Annotated in this window: 13 protein-coding genes; 4 read left to right on the forward strand and 9 right to left on the reverse strand. The window is 56.2% G+C overall.

Going from position 1 to position 16,648, the window contains the following annotated elements:
* The first annotated feature begins 91 nt into the window (after positions 1 to 91).
* Positions 92 to 955, forward strand: a complete 864-nt coding sequence (locus AS89_RS0105540; protein ID WP_158217343.1) for a TraB/GumN family protein — start codon at positions 92 to 94, stop codon at positions 953 to 955.
* A 99-nt stretch (positions 956 to 1,054) separates the two neighbouring features.
* Entirely contained in the window at positions 1,055 to 2,332 is a 1,278-nt protein-coding gene (locus AS89_RS0105545; protein ID WP_010131433.1) for an OprO/OprP family phosphate-selective porin, read from the forward strand.
* A gap of 68 nt (positions 2,333 to 2,400) precedes the next feature.
* Here the strand turns inward: AS89_RS0105545 and AS89_RS0105550 are convergent, their stop codons facing one another.
* The gene (locus AS89_RS0105550; RefSeq protein WP_010131434.1) at positions 2,401 to 5,997 is read right to left on the reverse strand and encodes an indolepyruvate ferredoxin oxidoreductase family protein; all 3,597 of its coding nucleotides are present in this window, start codon (positions 5,995 to 5,997) and stop codon (positions 2,401 to 2,403) included.
* Positions 5,998 to 6,254: 257 nt separating this feature from the next.
* Between AS89_RS0105550 and AS89_RS0105555 the strand changes: the two genes are divergently transcribed.
* On the forward strand, positions 6,255 to 6,725 hold the full coding sequence (locus AS89_RS0105555) for an Lrp/AsnC family transcriptional regulator (protein ID WP_010131435.1): 471 nt from the start codon (positions 6,255 to 6,257) through the stop codon (positions 6,723 to 6,725).
* A gap of 115 nt (positions 6,726 to 6,840) precedes the next feature.
* Here AS89_RS0105555 and AS89_RS0105560 read toward each other — a convergent pair whose 3' ends face one another.
* The gene (locus AS89_RS0105560) at positions 6,841 to 7,350 is read right to left on the reverse strand and encodes a shikimate kinase (RefSeq protein WP_010131436.1); all 510 of its coding nucleotides are present in this window, start codon (positions 7,348 to 7,350) and stop codon (positions 6,841 to 6,843) included.
* Positions 7,351 to 7,373: 23 nt separating this feature from the next.
* Positions 7,374 to 8,096, reverse strand: coding sequence for an acyltransferase (locus AS89_RS0105565; RefSeq protein WP_010131437.1), 723 nt, complete (start codon positions 8,094 to 8,096; stop codon positions 7,374 to 7,376).
* Between the two features lie 233 nt (positions 8,097 to 8,329).
* Between AS89_RS0105565 and AS89_RS0105570 the strand changes: the two genes are divergently transcribed.
* Positions 8,330 to 8,959, forward strand: coding sequence for a class I SAM-dependent methyltransferase (locus tag AS89_RS0105570; protein ID WP_010131438.1), 630 nt, complete (start codon positions 8,330 to 8,332; stop codon positions 8,957 to 8,959).
* Here the strand turns inward: AS89_RS0105570 and AS89_RS0105575 are convergent.
* The 6 genes from AS89_RS0105575 to AS89_RS0105600 all read right to left on the reverse strand — a co-directional run bounded on the left by AS89_RS0105575 (position 8,936) and on the right by AS89_RS0105600 (position 16,610).
* Complete coding sequence (locus AS89_RS0105575) at positions 8,936 to 10,066, reverse strand: prenyltransferase/squalene oxidase repeat-containing protein (RefSeq protein ID WP_010131440.1); 1,131 nt, start codon at positions 10,064 to 10,066, stop codon at positions 8,936 to 8,938. The genes AS89_RS0105570 and AS89_RS0105575 overlap by 24 nt on opposite strands.
* Positions 10,063 to 10,866 carry a class I SAM-dependent methyltransferase gene (locus AS89_RS0105580; protein ID WP_010131441.1) on the reverse strand — a complete coding sequence of 268 codons (804 nt, stop codon included), beginning with the start codon at positions 10,864 to 10,866 and terminating at the stop codon, positions 10,063 to 10,065. The genes AS89_RS0105575 and AS89_RS0105580 overlap by 4 nt, the downstream gene beginning before the upstream one ends.
* Positions 10,866 to 12,293, reverse strand: coding sequence for a glycosyltransferase family 4 protein (locus tag AS89_RS0105585; RefSeq protein ID WP_100169256.1), 1,428 nt, complete (start codon positions 12,291 to 12,293; stop codon positions 10,866 to 10,868). Before AS89_RS0105585 ends, AS89_RS0105580 begins: the two co-directional genes overlap by 1 nt.
* Before the next feature lie 278 nt (positions 12,294 to 12,571).
* Positions 12,572 to 13,387 (reverse strand): OmpW/AlkL family protein, encoded by an 816-nt coding sequence (locus AS89_RS0105590; protein ID WP_010131443.1) that lies wholly within the window; start codon positions 13,385 to 13,387, stop codon positions 12,572 to 12,574.
* 408 nt (positions 13,388 to 13,795) lie between these two features.
* On the reverse strand, positions 13,796 to 15,181 hold the full coding sequence (locus AS89_RS0105595; protein ID WP_010131444.1) for a glutamine synthetase family protein: 1,386 nt from the start codon (positions 15,179 to 15,181) through the stop codon (positions 13,796 to 13,798).
* Positions 15,182 to 15,260: 79 nt separating this feature from the next.
* A complete protein-coding gene (locus AS89_RS0105600; RefSeq protein ID WP_010131445.1) occupies positions 15,261 to 16,610 on the reverse strand; it encodes an aspartate aminotransferase family protein in 1,350 nt (449 codons plus the stop codon).
* Between the last annotated feature and the right edge of the window lie 38 nt (positions 16,611 to 16,648).

A 16,648-nucleotide genomic window follows, 5' to 3' on the forward strand; every position in this document is an offset into this window, starting at 1 on the left:
GAAATAGCTTATGAATCATTTTTCTTTCTCGATCGGCAATCGAGTTTTCGCCCAACCGTGTGGCTTGGTATTTTGGCGAAATACCTTGTGGGTGTTAGCAGCCCTATTCCTGCTACAGGCACATGCCAGCTATGCGGCGAGTGATCGTGGGCTACTGCTGGAAGCCCAGAAGAATGGGCAAACCGTGTATTTACTGGGCTCTATTCACTTGGCCGACAAGACTTTTTACCCGTTGCGGGAAGAAATTGAGCGCGCCTACAAACGTAGCGATGCCCTGGTGGTAGAAGCAGATATTCTGGCCATGGAGTCCAATGCGGCTCTGCAAATGCAGGTTATGCAGGAGTCTGTCTACCCTCCTGGCGAACAGCTGAAGGACAATGTTTCGCCAGAGGTCTATGGCCAGCTGGTTGACTGGCTGAATCAACGAAAAATCCCGGAGGCGAGCTTCAGCCGGCTGCGCCCAGCGATTGCGATGATCACCCTAAGCCTGATTGAAATGCAGGCCAGAGGGCTCGATCCCCAGGCAGGCATCGATCGACATTTTTTGAACCAGGCACACCGTAACAATACTGAAATATTGGAGTTGGAAAGTGTGCTGCAACAGATTCAAATGCTGAACAGCCTGGAAAACCCGGAGCTGTATCTGCAACAAACCCTCGCGCAACTCTCGGATATGGATACCTTTGTGCCGCAGATAACCAGCGCCTGGAAAAGTGGCGATCAGGAAAAAATCTACGACCTGGTAATCCGTGAAGGGCTGGATGAGAACCCGGAATATGCTCCCCTGTACGAGCTATTGTTTTACAAACGTAACCGGGACATGGCAGAAAAAATTAAAGAATTAAGCGACCAGCATGACACTCTGTTTGTGGTGGTCGGTGCGGGGCATCTGGTGGGCGATAAATCCATTACCGACCTCCTGGTGAAAGACGGCTTTACGGTAGAACAAATTTAATCTTTTTCGCCTCCATCTAAGCGAATTTTAAACTTCTGGCGCACCGCTGCTTTCCACTCCGACTAAACTGCATCCAATTGGTTGCAAAGGAATGGCGCGGTGTCCACTCTCACCCCACTTTACCGTATGGGTCCCATCTCAATGGCCTCCCCCAGCCTCTTGCTGGCGGGCGTGTTGCTGAGTGGTGCAACCACCAGCCTTGCAGACGAAGCGGAAACCAAAGGTGGGCTGAAAATCACGTCGGATGACGGTAATTTTTCCGCATCCCTCGGTGGTCGCATTCATTTTGATACCTATCTCTTTGATTCCGATATCGAAGATCCCGTAAGCACCACGGATTTTCGCCGGGCGCGCATTACCCTGAAAGGCAAGGTCTACGACTGGAAATATGTGCTGGAACAGGATTTCGCCGGCGGCACTACGAGCAGGGGATTTCGCGACGTATTCATCGCACGGGAGTTTCTGAACGGTGAAGTGCGTATCGGCCAGTTCAAGCCCTTTCGCTCCATGTCGGAATTGACCAGCTCCAATGAAATCACCATGCTGGAACGCCCCTTTTCCAGCGGCACAGGCTTGTACGAGGGCTTTCAGTTCCAGCAGGGTATTGGCTGGACCGGCGTGCTGGACTGTTACACCTTGGGGTTTATGGCATTCAACCTGCGCAACGCCAGCACCGTGCGCAACGAGGGGGTTGGCGCCGCCGGCCGCCTCGCCTGGCACCCCATCAACAATGACTACGCAACGCTCCACCTGGGCACCGCATTCAGTTTTGCGAACCCAAACCTGAACTCAAAAGATATCATCGCCGAGGCAGACTATGCCGGGCGGCGCGGCCCGTCACAGCTTATTGCTCTCAGCCCCGGGGACCTGGGTGATGACGTATCTACCGTATCCCTGGAACTGGCGGGCAGCTACGGCCCGCTGTACTTTCAGTCGGAGTTTGTGGTTGCCGACTACGACGCCGACTACTACCTGTCCGAGCTCGACTTCGAAGACGAGTTCGGGGCGCCGCCGCCATTCTTATGTGATCCGGACTTCGGGTGCTATATCGATGACCAGCATGTGCGCACCTGGTACATTCAGGGCAGCTGGATGATCACCGGTGAACACAAGACCTACAACGAAAAGCGTGGCGCGTTTAATTCCGCGAAGCCCTCAGGCAAAGGGCTCTGGGGCGGCGCATGGGAACTCACCGCCCGTTACGACACCATGCAAAATAGGGACATCTACAAACTGGAGGCCAACAGCGCGCAAGTCGGTGTGAATTACTACGCCAATCGCAACGTGCGCGTTATGTTGAACCTGATTTTCGGTGACGACGAGTTTACCGGTGACAACACCAATCAACTGGGCCTCCGGGTACAGATGGCCTGGTAAGAAACCCTCGATTTCCGCAAACAAAAAAGCGAGCCAAATGGCTCGCTTTTTTGTCACACACAACCTTGCTAACCGACCTGCTGCGCCTTGGCGGGGTCAAATACCTCTACCGGTGACTCACCTGGCACACTCGCCTGAGGGTCATAAAAACGTTGCAACGCAATGTCACGCGCTTCATGTGCAAGTTTTACGTTTTCCTCTTTGATCAGCCCATAACCGCGAATCTGATCGGGATAGCGCAGCAATTCGAGCGCTGCAGGATGGTTGTCGGCACTCAAGCGCCCCACCACTTCGTCGACGACTTTCTCGTACTCGGTGATTAGCCCGCGCTCCATCTTGCGCTCTTCGGTATAGCCGAAAACATCCAACACCGTACCGCGCAGGAAGCGGAGCTTGGCCAACACCGCAAATGCCTTGTGCATCCAGCCACCAAATTTCATCTTGCGCGGACGGCCCAGATTCTTATCAAATCGACTGAGCAGCGGCGGCGCGAGATTAAATTCGAGCTCGAAGTCACCGGCGAAATTTTCCTGCAGCGACTGCTTGAAACGTCCATCACTATACAGGCGAGCCACTTCGTACTCGTCTTTATAGGCCAGCAGTTTCGCATAGTTGCGCGCGACCACTTCCGCCAGCGCTTCACTACCCGGCACTTTGAGAATTTCTGCCGCTTTTACCTTATCCACCAGTTTACGATAACGCCGTGCAAGCGCCGGGCCCTGGTAACCCGTAAGGTGGTCAATCCGGTGTGCGACAATCTCCTCTACCCCCTGGGGCAGGGTCTTCGGTTCCTGCTGGAACAACATGGCATCCAGCGCCGCGCGATCCGCCGCCGCCAGGCGGCCAGCCACGAATCCCTGCAAGTTTCCTTCAACGGCAACTCCGTTGAGGCGAATGGTCTCCTCAATTGCCGCCAGCCCCAGCGGGATCAGGCCCTTCTGCCAGGCAAAGCCCAACATAAAAATATTTGCCGCGAGGGTGTCGCCAAGGGCTGCCTTGGTGAGGTTATGCCCCTCGACGACATTCAGCTCTTTCACCGCATCTTTGATGGTATCCAGTACCGCCTGCGGGGAGTGAATGTCTTCGCGCCCCAGGACCGATGCAGCGGTTGGGCTCAGGTGGGTGTTCACCACAGCGCGGCTGAGCGTCTCGTCCAGCTTCGCCAGGCTTGCAGACAGGTTACCCGCCGCAATCAGGTCACACGCCATTAGCGCGTCTGCACGGCCGTCGGAGATCCGCACGGCTTTCAGGGATTCAGGGCGGTTGGCAAAACGCACATGGGAATACACCGCACCGCCCTTCTGCGCCAGACCGGTTTGATCCAGCGTGCTGCACGCCTTGCCCTCAATATGCGCCGCCATCGCCAGCAACGCGCCAATGGTCACAACCCCGGTGCCACCGACACCGGTAACCAGCAGGTTGTAGGGTTCGTCGAGATCAGGCAGCACTGGTGCAGGCAGTTTCTCTGCCGCATCAAACAGGGCATCGCCCACTCCGGCCCGCTTATTCAACTTGCCACCTTTGACGGTGACAAACGACGGGCAGAAGCCATTCACACAGGACATATCCTGGTTGCAGGAGGTCTGGTTAATACGGCGCTTGTCGCCCAGGGGTGTAGAGACCTTTTCTACCGCGATACAGCTCGACTGGGTGACACAATCGCCACAGCCTTCACACACCAGCTCGTTGATAAACGGGCGCCCTTCAGCCTTCGGCAATAGGCCGCGCTTGCGCTTACGGCGCAGCTCGGTGGCACAGGTCTGGTCGTAGATGATCACGGTACAGCCGGGCTCTTCGCGCAGCTCCTTCATGACCGCGGGCATATGGTCACGGTGGCGAACCTCCACCTCCGCGGGGAAACTCAGCGCGCCTTTGTACTTGTTGGTGTCGTCCATCACCAGCACAACACGCTTGACCCCCTCTGCCAGTACCTGGCGGCAGATCATATCCGGATGCAGTTCGCCGTCGTGGGGCTGGCCACCGGTCATGGCCACCGCATCGTTAAACAGGATCTTATAGGTAATGTTGACCTTGGCCGCGACCGAAGCGCGGATCGCGAGAATACCGGAGTGGAAATAGGTTCCATCACCGAGGTTCACAAACACATGCGGCTCACTGGTGAACGCCGCCTGGCCAATCCAGTTCACACCCTCGGCGCCCATCTGGGTAAAGGTGAAGGTCTCACGGTCCAGCCACTGGGCCATGTAGTGGCAGCCAATACCCGCAAGCGCCCGGCTGCCTTCCGGCACACGGGTGGAACGGTTGTGCGGGCAACCCGCACAGAACATTGGCAGGCGGGCCACACTGGAGCCGGCCTGTGCAGAAATCCGCTCGGCCAGTGCATCCAACCGCATCAGGCGGTGTTTGGCACGCTCGTTGAGCTTGTCTTCCCCCAGCAGGTACCCGAGCACTTGCGCCACAACCGCCGGTGACAACTCACCATACATCGGCAGCAGCGGCTTATCGTGTTCGTCGACCTTGCCGAGAATGCGCGGGAAATGCGGATCGCGCAGATGCACGTTGTACAGCTCTTCTTTCAGCTGCACTTCCATCAGGCTGCGCTTTTCCTCCAGCACGAGCAGTGAATCGAGGCCGCGGGCAAATTCCTGAATTCCTGGAACGTCCAGTGGATAGGTCATTCCGACCTTGAGGATACGAATGCCCAACTCGCGCGCACGGGCTTCATCAATACCCATGTCTTCGAACGCCTGCATCAGGTCCAGGTGCGCCTTACCGGCAGTCACAATGCCCAGGGTCGCGTCCGGGTTATCCAGCACCAGCTTGTTGAGCTGGTTGGCACGGGCAAATGCCAGCGCCGCAGGCCGCTTGTAGCGCCACAGGCGCTCTTCCTGCTCCAGGGGGTTATCCTGCTTGCGGATATTCAGGCCGCCCACTGGGCGCTCGATTTCCGGGCATTCGAAGGAGACCCCCGCCGGATCCACCTCTACGGTGGAAGCGCTGTCCATATTCTCGGCCAGGGTAATCATCGCCACCCAGCAACCACTGAAACGCGACAGCTCAAGCCCGTACAGGCCATAGTCCAGGACTTCCTGCACGGTCGCGGGGTTCAGCACCGGGATATGCATATCGACAAAGGCAAATTCGGATTGCCCGGGGTAGGACGATGACTTACAACCGTGGTCGTCGCCAGCAATGATCAGCGCACCACCTTTCGGCGAAGAACCGGCCGCATTGGCATGACGGAACGCATCGCAGGAGCGGTCGACTCCGGGCGTTTTGCCATACCAGATACCGCAGACGCCATCGACCTCGGCGCCCTCAAACAGGCCGACCTGCTGGGAGCCCCAGACAGATGTGGCCGCCAGTTCCTCATTTACCCCGGGGGTAAAGCGAATGTTGTATTCATCCAGCATCTTCTTGGCGCGTGCCAACTGCTGGTCATAGCCGCCGAGGGGGGAGCCGCGGTAACCGGAGATAAACGTGGCCGTGTTGAGCCCGCGCGCGGAGTCGATCCGCATCTGGTCGATGGGCAGGCGCACCAGCGCCTGAATGCCGGATAACAGTACCCGCCCCTTGAGGGTGGTGTACCGATCGTCGAGAGACACCGAAGATTCAGCAACCTTGTGATCGGTGATCGCCTGCTCCTGAACCGTTCCAGCCTGAGATCCTGTTGTCACTCCAGGCTCTACTTTCTGTTCGCTCATACGCCTACTTCTTCCCGCTGATCTGTGAAGCGCCGCAGGGTCTGCGGGCTTCCGGTAATTATTGTGATTCGGGGCGCTCGTCGCCGGTTTTGGCGCTAATTCATACGGGTTGTTTTCACACAACCAGCGCTGACGACGGCTAGGTCAGGTCATACTAGTGCTTAAAGCACATGGAAACATTGCTTTATTTACGGGTTTACACGTAAAATTATGATAGCCATCTCGGCCAATAGATAAAATGTAGGACAGGAGTTTATATGAAGCGCTCAACCGACCTGGATGATTTCGACCGCAAGATCCTGCGGGCGCTACAGGAGAACGCCGATTATTCCATGGCTGAGCTGGGAGACAAAGTGGGTCTTTCCCATACTCCTTGCTGGCGTCGCATCAAGCGCCTGGAGGCCGAAGGTATCATTCGTGGGCGCGTCACCCTCCTGGATCCGCGTAAACTTGACCTGGGGGTCACAGTATACTGCTATGTCACCATACACAACCACGATGAAGATTCATTGAACAATTTCGAGTCGGCGGTGCAGGATGTCCAGGAAGTTGTGGAATGTTACTCCACTAGTGGTGATAAAGACTATGTTTTGCGCGTCGTGGTCGACAGTGTTGAGCACTACGAACAACTGCTCAAGCGCTCACTGGTGCACCTGCCGAATGTGGCTTCGGTGAACTCGACCTTTGCATTGAAGCAGGTCAAATACACCACGCAGCTGCCGCTCTAATCGGGCTGCCGTCGCCACCGAGCCGGGGCACGCGTTCCCGGCCCAGGCCGTGTGGCGGCCGCCTTACCGGCATTGCGGTAGAATTCCCGAGCCGAGCCGAGCAAAAAGAATTCTCTCAGCGGGCCGCAAGCCTCGCGACTACCTGCCCCAGCACCTGGTCCAGGTCCTGCCCGTCACAGTCCACGACAATATCGGCATAGCGGCGATACAACGCCTGCCGCTCTTCAAACAGCTCTTCAAAACTCTGCCCAGGCGCCTTGGCAATTCCGCGACTTTCATAATTATGAATACGGCGACGCAGTTCATCGGCGGAACAGTTCAGGAACACCGCGGGTCCGTACGTCAGCAGGTTGCGCATCCCCGCTTCGCTATACACCGCACTACCGCCGGTAGCAATCACATGATTGGGGAGTTCCGCCTCGGCAATCACTTCACCCTCAATACGACGCAGATTCAGGTAATCCGACTCGTTCATGATTTCCTGCAGCGTCTTGTCTTCCCGCAGCTGAATCAGTACATCCGTATCGACAAAGTCTTTAGCCAGCTCTTTCGCCAGCAATACCCCAAGGGTGCTTTTGCCAGCCCCCGGCATCCCAATCAGTACCACACTGCCCTGCTTATGCATTGTTATTCGACATCCAAACTGCGTTAATCCCCCCGCTTCGGCCATAGTACTGACCTCAGCCACCCCGACAGACTGTTGCCTGTAAGCAGCATTTTATCTAATTCATCGAGATTGTGCGCCTGCCGGAAGCTATCGGCGAACAGCGCCTCTCGGGTAATCATGCGGCGCCGGGGGTTTATCTGCTTGATCTCACGCGCGGGATTACCTGCAACCACCGTATTCGCGGGGACGTCCCGAGTAACCACACTGCCCGCTCCCACTACCGAATTATCGCCAATCGAAACCCCCTTGCAGACAATGGCGCTGTCTCCGATCCAGACGTTATTGCCAATGGATATCGGGGAAGTGCAGCGAAACGGGCGCGTGCGATTGTACAGGCCATGCCAATCGGAGTCGGAAATGTACACATTGGCCGCAATCATACAGGCATCACCGAGAGTGATGGACTCACCGGCGGAGATGCGCACTCCTGGAGAAATCAGCACATAATCACCGATGGTGATGTGCGCATCGCCCCCACGATGCCCCATGGCCGTGAAACGAATACAGTTATCCGGTGTAGAAATTAAATGGGGGAAGTTACCTAGGCGAATATTGCTGCCGAACACTTTCACCGATGCCGGATGCATCACTTCCGGCTCGCGCCCGATCGTATCGAACTGGGGCAACAAAAAGTGTCGGCAGCGCCAGTTGCGAAAATTCAGCAGCGCGCGCTTTAGCCAGTATGGTCTATGATCCTTTCGCATTGGAACGCCAATATTTCCTGATATTTATTCTTGGATTCTATTTGTTGAAACCTGTTTTCACCGCCGGTTGTGACCACCCACATCCCGTTTGATGCCGGCGGTCACTTGCAAACGGTAATTTCGGCAGATCCGGTCAGCCAGACTGTTACGCACGCACATTGCAAAACGACGGGGCAACACGTACCGTCACGCTCAAATTAACTCTTTCAATATTGTCGCGAGATACTCTGAAAATGGACGCAGCCCTACCGTTAGAACTCCCTCTGGATATCAACACCGTAAAAGGCTTCCTCGCGGATAGTGAAGGCACGGCGCTGTATCGGCTGGCTGCAGAGGCCAGTGATCTCGGTCCCTGCCTCGAAATCGGCAGCTATTGCGGGAAATCTACTATCTATCTGGGCAGTGCCTGCAAACTAATGAACAACACCTTGTTTGCTGTGGACCATCACCGTGGATCCGAAGAACATCAGCCGGGCGAGGAGTATCACGATCGCGAGCTGTTCGATAACCGCAGCCAGCTCATGGATAGCTTCCACGCGTTCCGCAGCAATATGCGCGCGGCACAGCTTGAGGAGCACGTGGTGCCCATCGTTGCGCCAACCACTGTGGCGGCGCGCCACTGGAACACCCCCCTCGGTCTCGTATTTATCGATGGTGGGCACTCGCTTGAGGCCGCTCTCAACGACTACCGCTGCTGGTCACGCCACATTGTGCCCGGGGGGTACCTGGCCATCCACGATATCTTCCCGAATCCGGCAGACGGCGGGCAGGCACCCTACGAGATCTACAAACTAGCGTTGGCCTCCGGCCAGTTCGAACTGGTGGAAATGGTCGAAACCCTAGGTATTTTGCGCCGACTCTGAGGCCCGATGTAGCAGATTCACGCTGGTAAACAGTTTGCTGGCGGGGGTAAGCCCTGCCAGTGCATCCGCCGCCAACAGCATGGCACCCACCGTCCAGGTGGTCTTTTCCTCCGGCCACACCGCGCTGTCCCGGTACACATACCCGGTCCAGTAGCCGCCATCGCTATCCTGCCAACGATGTAAACCACGGTACAAGGTTCGCGCCTTGCTCTCCTCGCCTGCTGCCAATAAAGCCATGGTCAACTCGCAGGACTCGGCCACTGTCACCCAGGGTTCATCATTTACGCAACGACAACCCAGCCCTGGCACCACAAACTCGTCCCACTTCACCTGCAGGCGCGACTTGGCGGCGCCACCAGAAAAAGCACCCGTCAGTACCGGGTAAAACCAATCCATAGAAAAACGCGCTTTACTTTCCCAGGTGCGATCAAAACGATGGGGCTTTTCCCGAAGCGCCACACCCAGTTGCGCACGTGCCTCGATCCAACCGGGCTTCGGTATCTGCAACACAGTGGCGATATTGATCCCGCACTCCAGGCTTTTAAAAATGGATGCACACCCGGTAATCAGGGCATCTTCCATCGGCGCACCATCCGCGTCGACCGCCCACTGGATTTCCCCGTGAGCAGACTGCAGATTCAACACAAAATCCAGTGCGGACTCGGTCATGTCCCAGTAGCGCGCAAGAAAAGCGCGATCACCAGAAATGAGATAGTGATGCCAGATACCCGTGGCAACATACGCAACGAAATTTGACTCGCGCCGCTCACCGTTATCGACCGCGTTATCACGGTAGGCCGCCCACCAACTGCCATCATCCAACTGCTGGGTTGCCAGCCAGGCATACGCGCGCTCAGCCGCCGCAAACTCTCCGGCAATACTGAGCCCCATGGCGGCTTCCACATGATCCCAGGGGTCCGCATAGTGCCCCTCAAACCAGGGGATACAACCATCTGGCAACTGCTGCGACAAAATATAGTCCGCACTAGAGCGCACAAAGTTTTTCGGCAACAGGGGGCGTTCGTTTTCAACAGCCACTGAACCTGCCACTGGTTCGCCAGCAATCACTGGGGGGCCATCCACAAATGTATCCATGACACTGCTCATACCGGCGACTCCTCGCGGACCACAGCCTGTTCCGCAGCCGCATCTTGTGCTGGGCGCTCAGACATCACCTGCACTGGCGTTGCCTTCCGTTCCGCCGCCGGCTTTACAAAATACAACGCAATGCTTTTGCCCAATATCGGATTCAACACGGCTTCCAGTGTCCGGGTTAGCAGCGGCCGCTCCATCATGTCCCACACCAGCAGGCGGTGATACTGGCGCACGATCGCTTTGTCATCCTGCCCCCAGAACAGGCACTTCAACCACCAAAATGGCGCGTGCAGTGCATGCGCCTTGTGCCGGGCAAAATACTGGAAGCCCAGGGCTTCAATCGCTTTGCGCAGGCTTTTTTCACGAAAGATGCGAATATGACCGCCTTCCACCTGGTGATAGGCATCCGACAATTTCCAGCACACCCACTCGGGGAAAAATGCCGGCACGGTTGCGGAAAATAATCCGCAGGGCTTGAGCACGCGCAGAATCTCTTGCAGCACCCCTTGGTAGTCGTCAATGTGTTCCAGCACCTCTGAACAGATAACCACATCGAAGTGATCGGCGGGAAACGGCAACTGCAACGCATTACCGACACAAAACTGCAAACTGCCGGCCTGTTGGCCACTCTCAGCAAAGGGTTGCGCGCGTTCGGCCGCGGTGGCCAGATCCTGTGCACTCAAGTCGACACCAAAAATTTCCACCTGGTCCGTGATGGAGAAATGGATCGCATGACGCCCTTCGCCACAGCCAAGATCCAGCACACGCTGGCCAGGCTTTAAATCAAGTAACTTGGGATCGACCGTAATCATCAGGCTGCCGCTCCCCGGTTGTTGGCACTGGGGTCAGCCTGCGTATCGGTTCCGGCATAATCTGTTCGGTCGGCACGCGAGGATGAAGATTCCACTGAAACAGCGTGCGGCTGAGTACTCGGTGATACCGGAAATGCGGCTGCTTGCTGCACCGCTTGACCAATCACACGGCGATAGAACGCCACCAGGTGCCCGGCAGCGACCTGCCAGGAAAAATGTTCCTCAATTCGATGGCGCCCAGCCTTACTCAAAGACGCGTGTAACTCTGGATCCTGCAACAGTTGCTCGATCGCCCTCGCCAAAGCATCGCTGTCTCCAGCAGGCACTACCAGTCCCGCATCGCCGACCACCTCCGGCAGTGCACCACCGTCACTGGAAACTACCGGCACCCCGCAGGCCATGGCTTCAGCGGCAGGCAGACCAAAACCCTCATACAGAGACGGACACACCACCACACTCGCAGAGGCGTAATAGCGAGCCATTTCTTCATTAGAGATTCCCGAAACAAAGCGCACACTGGATTCGAGATCCAACTCCCGCAGGAGCTGCTCGGTCGCACCGCCCTCCTTCAGCTTACCCACCACCAGCAGCTCTAACTGCGGATACCGGGCACGAAGCGAGGCCATTGCTTGCAACAGATAACGCAGCCCCTTCAGCGGCTGATCTGCCGAGGCCGTCGTCATAATGCGCATGGGGTTCTGGCGAACATCGGCTTGCGGCCTGAACAGCTGCGTGTCGATACCGTTATAAATCAACTTGAGCTGGTGGGGTAACACGCCAAATTGCGTCACGATATCGTCGAACGACTGCGAGGAAACAGTGACAATATGTTTTAGCTTTCGGGACACCCGAATCTGCATACCGAGGAAACTGTGCCAACGGCGCACCAGCAGTCGATAAAACCAGTCCGGTGCCGCATCCAGTGCCAGCTGACGATCTCGAGTAATGGGGTGATGAATGGTTGCCACCACTGGCAGCCCGGATTTTTCGATATCCAACAGGCCATAGCACAACGACTGATTGTCGTGCACCACATCGTAATTCTGGCCGTGCTTGCGCAAGTAACGGGCCACGCGCCGACCGAAGGTGTATGGCTCGACGAAGCCACCGGTGAGCTTGCCAAACCATTCGTAAAAGTCGGCCCAACTCAACAGGTGTTTGAACTTCAAAGCTCGCGTGGGGTTGGGTTGTTCATACAGATTGAGGCCTGGCATTTTGATCAGGCGCACACGGGGGTCAAGTTCCGGGTAGGGTTGCCCGGAAATCACGTCGACTTTGTGCCCTGCATCGGTGAGCGCCTTGCTCAGGTAGTGCAGATACACACCCTGGCCACCACAATGGGGATGGCTTCGATAGCCGAGCAAGCAAATATTCAGAGGCCTGGAGGTGGCCGATGGACCGTCGGATTGATTTCCCAAGGCGGTCATAAATTCCCCGTAGTTATTGTTTTGGCCAGCAATTGATCCGCTGCCGCCGATAACAACCGGAACTCGCCGGTTCTGAATGGGGCGAAGAATACACCGGCGGGCATATGACTGCTAGGCAGAATCCATCCACATCCGAGGCGAGACTACTCAGTCCGCCACCACCAAATCCGGGCTAAAAGACACGCAACCCCGGCAAAATTCGCCCCTGCAGGGACGACAAAGCCCCGACGCACCACTCATGGCGCGCCGAGGCAAAGGAGTCTGGAGCATTTGTTCGATCAGAAGCTGAACTTGTAGCCCACGCCCAGATTAAAAATCCAGGAGTCGTAATCCAAATCCTCTCTGACACGAATGGTGTCGAAGATAATGTCATTGCGCAGCGCGATATTATCAACGCCGAGCTCCAGTTCGGGGTCAGCATCAACCCACATAGCCGAAGCGTTGAACAGCCAGTTGGCATCACGGCCGAACTCAATATCCACCCCAACCTGGGCAGTCCAACCCCAAGAGCTACCGAAGGTCATCAGGCCACGATCAACCCGGCCAACAAACTGACCATTGTCATTGAGCACATCCTCAACGAATACCGGGCGCAGGAAATCCTGTTTGATATCGGTGTAGTTAACCCCGATACCGACATACGGCTGGACCCAGCTTTCTACACACACCGGATACCAGTTCGCGAAGAGGCTGGTCACACTGGTGTCGAATCCACGCAGGTTATCGCGACGCAGAATGTCGATATCCTCACCCGTGGCAGTAATGGTGTAGTCCGCATCCAGGTCAGCCTGGTTCATGTGGTACAACTCAACCGCCCAGTGATCGGCGACGAAAAAGGTACCATTGATAAACCAAGAGGAGTCACTGTCGACGGTGATGCGCTCGCGAATTTCTACCGGAATGGTTGCATCGGGATCATCCGGGTCCACGATGTCGATGACATTGCGGTTGGAAAACACTGAGGTGCTATCCGCATCAACGTAAGAACCCCCGACGCGCAAAATGAAATCGCCCGCCGTGAAATCGGCGATCGCCGGTGAGGTCGCACTGGCGGCGGCAATCGCCAGCGGCAGAAGAAGAGACTTGGTTCGCATGGTAACTCCTTTTAACACTAAATGCTCCATAGCCGCCGGGGACAAAGAACAAAAAATGACCCGTGCGTGCGGTTAGTTTCAGTATAGGTGGAGTTTTCCAAAAAACAGCAAGTACTGCCTAAGGTTTCACCCGCATATGGGAAGAAATTTCTGCAAAAAGTTTTCATCCAAAAAAAATGCCCGCCATAGGGCGGGCCAGATTTCTCGAACACACTTTCAGGAGGAGAGTTTGCGACGCGCTGAGTACGCAAGCGCTCAGCTGTCTGTGTTTAGGTATAGCAGAGCGCGCACTGCTATCTCCCCAACTGTCACCAAACCCTTTGCATTGTGGCAATAAACCGCGCCGAGCAAAGCCATGGCGGAATAAATCGCCGACGCGCTGAGCGGAATGTATTTACCGATGACAAATCACGCGCGATGCAAATAACTCTGGTATTCAACATCCGTAACACGCGCGGCAATTTCCGCCTGCTCCTGTCGCTTCAGCAAAACGAAAAGATCCACGAATTCCGGATCAAGATATTCACGCCACAACGCACTTTGCTCGAAGCGCTTGAGTGCACCGGTCCAGGTGTTGATGAGCTGATCGCTCTCCACCTGGTATGCATCCCCTTCCACCGGGGCACCCGGCTGCAGCTTGTTTTCCAAACCGTGACAAACCCCAGCCAGGATTGCCGCCAACACCAGGTAGGCGTTTACATCCGCCCCGGCAATACGGTGCTCAATCCGGCGTGCAGCTGGCTCGCTGGCAGGAATACGAAATGTAACCGTGCGGTTGTCGTAACCCCAACACAGGTTCAACGGCGCGTGGCTACTTTCCTGGAAACGGCGGTAAGAATTGGCATGGGGAGCAAAAATCGCCATGGCATCATTGGCCGTCGCCATCATGCCCGCCACTGCCTGCTGCAGAAGTTCAGAGCCCTCATCGGTACCATCGTTGAAGACGTTGTTGCCGTCTTTATCGACCAGACTCATATGTACATGCATACCATTACCGGCCAGTTCGCCAAACGGCTTGGCCATGGTGCTAACCCGCAGTCCATGGCTGCGCGCTACGCCTTTTAACAGGCGCTTGAACAACAAGGTCTGATCGGCAACTTTCAGCGGATCGTCGCTATGCAGCAAATTAATTTCAAACTGACCGGGAGCACACTCCGACAGAATCGAGTCCGCAGGTATCCCCTGCTCTTCACAGGCAGCACGCACATCCGCAAAGAAATGCCGCTGCGCATCCAACTCGGCCAGGTCATAGACATCGGTAGACGGCACCAGATCACTATCGTTGTCACTGATCGGACGCGGGCGCCCCAATTCATCAGAATCTTCACGCAACAGGTAAAATTCTAATTCAGTGGCACATACCGCCTTCAGACCGAGGCGCGCCAGACGCTCAACCACTTTCTGTAACTGCGCCCGCGGATCTGCGTACAGCACAGAACCATCTGGCTCATGCAGTTGCATATGCAGCTGCGCGGTTTGCTCCCGGTGCCATGGCGCCAGGCAAATTGGCGAGACCGGCTGGCAAACGCCGTCACTGTCGCCACTGGCAAACACCAGCGGACTGTTTTCAATATCGCGCCCCCAGATATCCAGGCTCACCGCGCTGCGGGGCATCTGCAGGCCACCCTTCAATAACTTTTTAGCGGAGTCTGCGGGCAGCCACTTGCCTCTGGGCACACCATTAATGTCAAAGGCGAAGCCTTCGATCCATTTCAGGTCCGGGTGATCCGCAAGGAAGGCGTTCGAGGTTTCGAGGATTTCCGCGGGCGGCTGATATTTTTGTTTTGCTGCCATAAAAGGGAGTCACACTGTTGGAGGATACGATGGAAAGGAGACGGCCCCCACCGTAACCAGTGGGGACCCGGTATGGATTTTACGCCATAGCCTTGGCGGTATCATCCAGCGCGCGGTGCGCCTTGTCCACCAACTCGTCAATATGTGCGGTATCCAGAATCAGCGGCGGAGCAATAATCATGGTGTCGCCGGTGGCCCGCATGACCAGACCATTCTTGATGCTCATGTCGCGGCAAACAGCACCAGCGGTGCACTTGTCATCAAAGCGTGCGCGGCTGCCTTTGTGCTTGACCAGCTCCAGTGCACCTACAAGCCCGAGGGTACGCGCCTCGCCCACGATGGGGTGATCAGCCAGTTCCGCCCAGCGCTTCGCAAGGTAGGGCCCGGTGACATCGCGTACGTTTTCAATGATTTTTTCATCACGCAGGATGTTGACGGTCACGATACCCGCCATACAGGCTGCCGGGTGTGCTGAATACGTATAGCCATGGGTGAACTCACCGCCTTTGGCCTTGATAACTTCCGCTACACGGTCGCTCACCATGGTGCCACCCAGCGGGAAGTAGCCGTTGGTCACAGCCTTGGCGAAGGTCATCAAGTCCGGCTTCATACCGTAGTAATCCGCACCGAACCACTCGCCGGTACGTCCAAAGCCAAAGATCACTTCGTCCATGACCAGCAGGATGTCGTACTGATCCAACACCTTCTTCACTTCCGGCCAGTAGGTTTCCGGCGGGATAATCACACCACCCGCGCCCTGAATTGGCTCGGCGATAAAGGCAGCAACTTTTTCCGGGCCCAGTTCCTGAATTTTTTCATCCAGACAGCGCGCAGCGTGGATACCGAACTCTTCCGGTGACATGTCACCACCTTCACCGAACCAATACGGCTGCTGAATGTGCTCAATGTAGTCCAGCGCCTGAAACTGCTTGTGCATGCCACTCATACCGCCAAGGCTCGCACCACCAATCGTAGAGCCGTGGTAGGCGTTTTCACGGGAGATGACAATGCGCTTCTGTGGCTGGTCTTTCAGATCCCAGTAGCGGCGGATGATTCGCAGGTTGGTGTCATTGGCCTCACTACCGGAACCGGTGAAGAACACATTGTTCATGCCGGCCGGGGTAACCTCGGACAGCAGGTCGGCGAGTTCGATGGACGGTACCGTGGTGCACTGGAAGAAGCTGTTGTAGAACGGCAGCTTGTTGAGCTGCTCGTAAATAGCTTCACTGATTTCCCGACGGCTGTAACCCAGGTTACAGCACCACAGGCCGGACATGCCGTCGAGCATGGTATGGCCATCAATATCGGTGATGTACGGGCCTTCTGCGCTGGTAATTACACGGGTGCCTTGTTTGCCAAGGTCGTGAAAATCGGTAAAAGGATGCAACAGGTGATCGCGGTCATGCTGTTGTAGCTGGTTTTTGTTCATGAACTCACTCCTGACTCGAAAAACGCCTGCGCCATCTA

Source organism: Microbulbifer agarilyticus S89 (assembly GCF_000220505.1).
Classification (GTDB): Bacteria; Pseudomonadota; Gammaproteobacteria; order Pseudomonadales; family Cellvibrionaceae; genus Microbulbifer; species Microbulbifer agarilyticus_B.